The organism is Anoxybacillus eryuanensis (genome assembly GCF_051200995.1).
GTDB lineage: Bacteria > Bacillota > Bacilli > Bacillales > Anoxybacillaceae > Anoxybacillus > Anoxybacillus tengchongensis.
In genome coordinates this window covers 458,587-466,020 of record NZ_JBPODS010000001.1, presented here as the reverse complement: position 1 = coordinate 466,020, position 7,434 = coordinate 458,587, and the positions used below count along the sequence as shown (strand labels likewise).

Below are 7,434 nucleotides of genomic sequence, written 5' to 3'. Positions count from 1 at the left end.
TCGGCGAAATCGGGCGCGATGAACAAGGAAGGAAACGTAAACTTTATAAATAATGAATAGATTATTTATAAAGTTTTGTAAGTTTTCTGTAACGGATACAAATGAAGTGGTTAAACATGTGTGGAGCGTTGTTGCTTGCAGGTAGTGTGCTTGCTGGATGTTCCGAAGAGAAAACGTCGAAAGAAACGAGTGGGGAGAAAACATATAAAGTTGGCGTGACACAAATTGTTGAACACCCATCGCTCGATGCGGCGTTTAACGGATTTAAAAAGGCGCTTGAAGATAAAGGATTAAAAGTGGAATACGATGTGCAAATTGCGCAAGGAGATATGAACAATAACCAAACAATTGCCAACAACTTTGTTGCAGATGGTGTTGACTTAATCTTCGCCAATTCGACACCGAGCGCGCTTGGCGCCTTAAATGCAACGAAAGACATTCCAATCGTCTTTACGTCTGTGACGGATCCGGTTGGAGCAAAGCTTGTGCAATCGATGGAACAGCCGGGGGGGAATGTGACAGGGACGACGGATACACATCCAGACGCGATCCCGAAAACGGTGCAATTTATTGATCAATATGTTGATGGCAATCGCGTCGGTATGATTTACAATGCGGGAGAGCAGAACTCCGTTGCTCAAATTGATGCGGTGAAAAAAGCGATGGAAGGCACAGATTTAACGATCGTACCTGTGTCGGTGTCGACATCGGCGGAAGTGAAGCAAGCAGCTGAATCGTTAGTTGGCAAAGTCGATTGTTTTTACGTCATTACAGACAACACCGTCGTTTCCGCGCTTGAGTCGGTCATTCAAGTCGCAAACGATCAAGATGTTCCACTTTTTGTTGGGGAGTTAGATTCCGTGAAGCGCGGCGGCTTTGCGGCATACGGTTTTGACTACTATGATATTGGCTATGAAGCAGGTGTGATGGCGGCGGACATTTTAGAAGGAAAGAAAAAGCCGGCTGAACTTCCGGTGCAATATCCGCAAAAATTGAAGCTTGTTATTAATAAAAAAGCAGCGCAAGACATGGGCGTGGAATGGCGCAGCGAATGGGATAGCATGGCGGAATTTATTGAATAACGCAAAGGATGGATCGTATGATTACAGCATTGTTTAGTTCCATAGAAGCAGGATTGTTATATGCGCTTATGGCGCTTGGTGTGTATATATCGTTTCGCATTTTAGATTTTCCCGATTTGACGGTGGACGGAAGCTTTGTGACGGGAGCGGCTGTCGCTTCCGTCCTTATCGTCGGTGGCGTCAATCCGTTCATCGCCTCGCTTGCGGCGCTTGGTGCTGGCTTTTTAGCGGGATGTGCGACAGGGCTTTTGCATACGAAGGGAAAAATTAATCCGTTATTGTCAGGAATTTTAATGATGATCGCTTTATATTCGATCAATTTGCGCATTATGGACAAACCGAACGTTCCACTTTTACAACAAGAAACGGTTATGACGATCATTACGACAGCATTTCAACGTTTCAATCAAGCTTTAGCAACAATCATTCCTTTTGCCCCGAAAACGTGGGCGATTGTGATATTTGGGATTGTACTCGTGACATTTGTGAAAATGATTATGGATTTATTTTTAAAAACAGAAGTCGGTTTGGCGCTTCGGGCAGTTGGTGACAATAAAAAAATGATTGCTAGTTTTTCAGGTAATACGGATCGCCTAACGATTATCGGGCTTGGTTTGTCGAATGCGCTTGTCGCATTTTCAGGGGCGTTGATTGCACAATATAGCGGTTTTAGCGATATTGGCATGGGCATCGGAATGATCGTCATCGGTTTAGCGTCAGTCATTATCGGGGAAGCACTGTTTGGGGCGAAAACGATTGTGCGGGCGACGCTTGCTGTCATTTTAGGGGCGATCGTATATCGCATAGTCATTACGCTTGCGTTGCGTGTCCAATTTTTAGAAACGGGTGATGTGAAGCTCATTACTGCTTTGATCGTCATTTTAGCGCTTGTCGTTCCGCAAATGGTCGCAACGCGTGCGGAAAAACAGCGGAAAGCGAGAAAGCGAGGTGCAGCCGTTGCTTCAACTCAAGCAGATTACGAAAGTATTTAACGAAGGAACGCTCGATGAAAAAGTGGCGCTAAAACATATTGAGCTGTCGCTTCAGCCGGGTGATTTTGTTACAATTATTGGGAGTAATGGGGCAGGAAAATCAACGCTCATGAACATTATTTCAGGGCGACTTGCGCCAGATACAGGGGAAGTAGTCATTGACGGAAAAAATGTGACAACGATGAGTGAACATGACCGTGCGCGTTATATCGGGCGTGTTTTTCAAGATCCGATGGCGGGAACGGCACCAAATATGACGATTGAAGAAAATTTAGCGATCGCTTATAACCGAACGGTTAGACGGACGTTACAGTTCGGGGTAACGAAAAAACGGCGCGAATTTTTTAAAGAAACTCTTGCTACGCTTCAACTTGGATTAGAAAATCGTCTGCATGCCAAAGTCGGCTTATTATCTGGTGGAGAACGACAAGCGTTGTCGCTGTTAATGGCGACGTTTACGAAACCGCATGTGCTACTTCTTGATGAACATACCGCAGCGTTAGACCCTGCGCGCGCCCAGCTCATTACAAATTTAACGAAACAAATTGTTGAACAATATCGCTTAACGACGTTAATGGTGACGCACAATATGGAACAAGCCGTCCAATTAGGCAATCGGCTTATTATGATGGACGGTGGACAAATTATTTTTGAAGCGAGTGGAGAAGAAAAGAAAAAGCTGACTGTCGAAGCGTTGCTTCAAGAGTTTCAGCGCATTCGCGGCAGCCAATTCGCGAGCGATCGCGCGGTGCTCGTATAAAAAATCCCCGAGTTACATCGGGGATTTTAATGTGTTAACCGTTTGTTGTAATGATACGATCGTGTTTGGCAGTTGTTCGAGCGATACCGGGCGGCTAAAGTAAAAACCTTGCAGTTGCTCGCACTGTTTTTCAATTAAAAATTGTGCTTGTTGTTTCGTTTCGACTCCTTCGGCGGTAACAGTTAACTGTAAATTATGCGCTAAAGAGATAATGGCACTTACAATTTCTTTGCTTTTTTCATTGTTTATGATGTTTTGAATAAACGAGCGATCAATTTTCACTTCGTCGATCGGGAAGCGATTTAAATATTCAAGTGACGAGTAGCTGACGCCAAAGTCGTCTACCGCAATCGAAAAGCCGAGTTGTTTTAACTGTTCTAACGTTTTTGCGACGTGCTCAGGATTTTTAATAATCGTTGTTTCAGTAATTTCGAAAATAAAGCACGAGGCGTCACAGAGCTCTTCTTGTAAAATATGCCGAATATCTTCCACGAGATGTTCGTCTAAAAATTGTTTTGCGGATAAGTTGATAGCGACTTTCATGCATCCAGCTACATTTTGACGTAAAAATGTAAGATCGCGGCATGCTTGGCGTAACACCCATTTTCCGATGTCGTAAATGGCGTTCGTTTCTTCTGCCATTGGAATAAACTCTGCAGGGCTCACAAACCCAAACTGTGGATGTTTCCAACGGACGAGAGCTTCGATGCTGAACGAACGCGTATGGAAATTTACTTTCGGTTGATAGAGCAAAAAAAGCTCCTCGTTTTCCACAGCTGATGAAAGGGCGTTTTCAAGCTGAATTTTTCGCGTAAAAGCGTTTGACATATGCGGCTCGTATGGTTTGATAATGTTTGTTCCTTCCATTTTTGCGAAATATAACGCTTTTTCTGCATTATTGATTAGCGTTTCTGCGCATAATTGAGCGTCGAATGCGTAACTAATGCCAATATGAACGCCGATTCGAATCGATTGATCGCCGATGGTGTAAGGTTCTTGGAGCGTTTCTTTTATCGTATTTGCAAGCTGTTTCACTTCATCTTGTCTTTTATAGGAAAGAACAATCGCAAATTGATCGTCACCTATTTTTGTCCACATCGCTTTTGTCTTGATCGCTTCATGAAGACGGATGCCGATTTGTTTTAATAGCTTGTTGCCTTTTTCATAACCGAAGAAGCTATGGATCGCTTTGAATTGGTACACGTCAATTAAAAGGATGGCAACTCCTTCATGTGTAAAAAGAAGATCGGTTAGCCTTTCGACAAACTCGTTTCTTTCTATATACGTTTCATCTTTTTGACTTGCGGCAATCGGCTCGATTGGTTTAATGAGCATCAATTCAGTCCGTTTCAGCTCATATGGAAATGGGAGTACGTCGATGTATACGGGGATGATTTCGCCATTTATTGCTGTGATGGTTGGTTGTTGGACTGTATTGATCCATTGTTGAATCGGCTTGCTTTTTAAATCGTCAAGCGTTGATGCTTTAAACATATGAAGGGCAACGGAATTGGCGTATGTGATTTCATCGTCTGTACAAATGATAATCGCATCAGGAAATGCTTCAACAATGTGACGATGCAACTTTTCGCTTTGTTTTAATTGCTTTTGCGTTTGGATGAGATCTGTAATATTCAACAGACTAGCAAAACCTGCGATAATGTTTCCGTTTTTGTCTAACAGCGGAGAAGCATTAACGGAAACGTATATGTTTTCATTGTTTTTCTTCTTCATCGTCAAACGAATGGCATGTAACGGTTTCCCTTTGCTTAATCGCGTCAATGTTTGTTCAATATTTTCTTTATACGCTGGGATGACTTCGGAAAGTGTTTTTCCGACAATTTCTTCTTTCTGCAATCCGAATAAATGTTCCACTTCTTTATTTACGCGAATGATTCGTCCGAATAAATCAAATAAAATAAATGCTTCTTGTGAATGGGTAAATAAAGAATCAATTAATTGACGTGCTTCTTCTAGCTGTTCTTCTTTTTGCAATATGTCGGTAATTTCGCGCGTACATGCGACAATATGTGTCACTTCGCTGTTTTCATTTACAATAGGGATTAACGTAGATTCCGCAAAACGCATCCCTTCTACATTCATACGATCGCGAAAGGTAACGAGCGATTTTGTTTTCCATGCTTTTGTATATTGTTCATTTAAATGATTCGCGACGTGATGATCATATATATCTTCGATGCATTTTCCGATATCTTTTTCCGTTAAACTCGCTAAATGGATGGCGGCTGGACTAACACGTTCATACCGAAAGCGCGGCCCTTCTTCCACTTTCATTAAAAAGACGATATCGAACAATTGGTCCATGACGTTGAACAAAAGCTGTTCATTTGTAAACAGGGCATGTGGTATATGTATATGTTTTTCCAATGCAAGCCCCTCCTTAAAGAAAAATAGAATATATGTCTATTATTGTCGAAAGATGTTGATTTTTCAATGAAAAAGAGGCTATTTCGCCTCTTTTACTATGCGTTTATACACATTTTCCTTGTCAAACCCTTTTTCGCCCATGCCGAATGTGTCGATAACGCGGTTATTTTCGTCTAAAAAGTATGTGAGTGTTGTATGAATAAGCATGCCGTTTCCAGGATCGCGATATAGGAAGTTAAACGCGTCCGCTACTTTTTTTGTATCTTCTTCACTACCTCGTAAAAAAATCCATCCTTCATTGTCACTTTCTACTCCGAACATGTTCGCATACGTTTGCATCACTTGTTGTGTGTCGCGTTTCGGATCGATCGTAATTGTAATAAATTCCACTTTCGTTTTAAATAAACCGTCTTTTTCTAATCTCTCTTTTAACTGCTTCATTTGAAATGACGTACTTGGACAAATGTCCGGACAGTTTGTGTACACAAACTCTAATAGGCGCACTTTCGGCTCCATGTTGTTGAATGCATACGGTTTTCCCCATGCAGTTTGCATTGTCACGTCTTTTGGAAACTCCATTTTTTCTTGCCGATAAAAAGAAAAATAAAATATACCAATGCCAATACAAATCGCAAGTAAACTAAAAAAGCCGATATATAGTTTTTTCAACGTATATCCCTCCCACTTTCATCATACATAATCAACGTGTTAATGAGGAGAACGGGACGTGACAATTATTTGAATTTTTTCGTTGTTCTAAATGGTGAATGAAAAACTAAACTAATAGTAACGATGGACAAGGGGGGAAGGGCAATGAGAAAAATAGCTTTTTGGACGTTATTCCTTTATGCGATGTACGCACTATTTTTTGCATTTTACTTATTTCAATGGACAGACTCATCCATTCCGGCACAATATAAAGGCACAAGCGCAGATCCTGCAACGTTTTTAACGAGAAAAGAACTGATGCTTACCGAACAGTTTTCCGAGGTGAAAAACTTTTTATTCTTTTTATCCGTTCCATATGAGTGGGTCATTTATATATTTGTGTTGCTGTTTGGTTTATCGGCGCGCTTTCAACAGTGGGCGGAAGCGACGACAAAAAGACGGTTTATGCAAACGGCGATTTACGTATTTTGGTTATCGCTTCTCGTACAAGTTGTTACGTTTCCGCTTAGTTACACAAGTTATTACGTTGCAAAAATTTATAAAATTTCCACACAAACATTTTCAAGTTGGATGCGTGACGAGCTCATTGATTTTTGGGTAAATTACGCGATCATGGTCGTCATCGTTTATGTATTATATACGCTTATGAAAAAATTCGAAAAACGATGGTGGGTGTACGCATGGCTCTGTTCGATTCCATTTACACTTTTTTTAACGTTTATTCAACCTGTTTTCATCGATCCGCTTTATAACGATTTTTATCCACTGAAAAATAAACAGCTAGAAGCAAAAATTTTAGCGTTAGCGGAAAAGGCGAACATTCCGGCTGAACACGTATTTGAAGTAAACATGTCGGAAAAGACAAATGCGTTAAATGCGTATGTCACGGGCATTGGCGGCAACTCGCGTATCGTATTATGGGATACGACGCTTGAGCGGTTAAGCGAAGATGAAATTTTATTTATTATGGCGCATGAAATGGCTCATTACGTCATGAAACATATTTATTGGGGAATTGGGTTATACATTGTTGTCACATTTATCGGATTGCTGTTGACGAATCGATGGATGAAACGAATGATTGGACGTTTTGGCGCGCTTTGTCGCATTGAAAAATGGAACGAACTTGCTTCTTTACCTATGTTTTTACTGTTGATTTCGCTATTAAGTTTTGCGGCAAGTCCTGCGATGAATGCCATTTCTCGTTATGAAGAACATGCGGCAGACAAGTATGCGATTGAGCTGACGAAAAATAAAGAAGCGGCGATCTCGACATTTCAAGAATTGACGCGTTCAAGTTTAAGTCAAGTACATCCACCATATATCGTCAAACTATTTCGTTACAGCCATCCGACCATCTTAGAACGAATTATCTTTTTAGAACAACAGTAGAAGCAGGATAATTTTTTTGAAAAAAATTCATAAAAATACTTTCTTTTCTGAAAATTGTGTTATATAATAAAAACGTCGAAAGAAAAACGTGTATTATAACAAGAAAGGTGGGAGACGTACCAAAGCTCGTACATAGAGAAAAGAGCGTCAC

The 7,434-nt window shown here is 41.0% G+C and carries 6 protein-coding genes; 4 read left to right on the top strand and 2 right to left on the bottom strand.

Translation table 11 applies throughout. From position 1 onward, the window contains the following. Positions 1 to 101: 101 nt before the first annotated feature. The 3 genes from HNQ84_RS02405 to HNQ84_RS02395 are packed head-to-tail and all read left to right on the top strand — an operon-like array spanning position 102 to position 2,834. Positions 102 to 1,082 carry an ABC transporter substrate-binding protein gene (locus tag HNQ84_RS02405; RefSeq protein WP_435621013.1) on the top strand — a complete coding sequence of 327 codons (981 nt, stop codon included), beginning with the start codon at positions 102 to 104 and terminating at the stop codon, positions 1,080 to 1,082. Positions 1,083 to 1,099: 17 nt separating this feature from the next. Next, entirely contained in the window at positions 1,100 to 2,074 is a 975-nt protein-coding gene (locus HNQ84_RS02400; RefSeq protein ID WP_435621012.1) for an ABC transporter permease, read from the top strand. After that, positions 2,040 to 2,834 (top strand): ABC transporter ATP-binding protein, encoded by a 795-nt coding sequence (locus HNQ84_RS02395; RefSeq protein ID WP_183248592.1) that lies wholly within the window; start codon positions 2,040 to 2,042, stop codon positions 2,832 to 2,834. Before HNQ84_RS02400 ends, HNQ84_RS02395 begins: the two co-directional genes overlap by 35 nt. Before the next feature lie 12 nt (positions 2,835 to 2,846). Here HNQ84_RS02395 and HNQ84_RS02390 read toward each other — a convergent pair whose 3' ends face one another. After that, positions 2,847 to 5,222 (bottom strand): EAL domain-containing protein, encoded by a 2,376-nt coding sequence (locus HNQ84_RS02390; RefSeq protein WP_435621011.1) that lies wholly within the window; start codon positions 5,220 to 5,222, stop codon positions 2,847 to 2,849. A 78-nt stretch (positions 5,223 to 5,300) separates the two neighbouring features. Then, entirely contained in the window at positions 5,301 to 5,891 is a 591-nt protein-coding gene (locus HNQ84_RS02385; protein WP_435621010.1) for an SCO family protein, read from the bottom strand. A gap of 144 nt (positions 5,892 to 6,035) precedes the next feature. On the opposite strand from HNQ84_RS02385, the gene HNQ84_RS02380 reads away from it, so the two are divergent. Beyond that, positions 6,036 to 7,283, top strand: a complete 1,248-nt coding sequence (locus HNQ84_RS02380) for a M48 family metallopeptidase (RefSeq protein WP_435621009.1) — start codon at positions 6,036 to 6,038, stop codon at positions 7,281 to 7,283. The last annotated feature ends 151 nt before the right edge of the window (positions 7,284 to 7,434 follow it).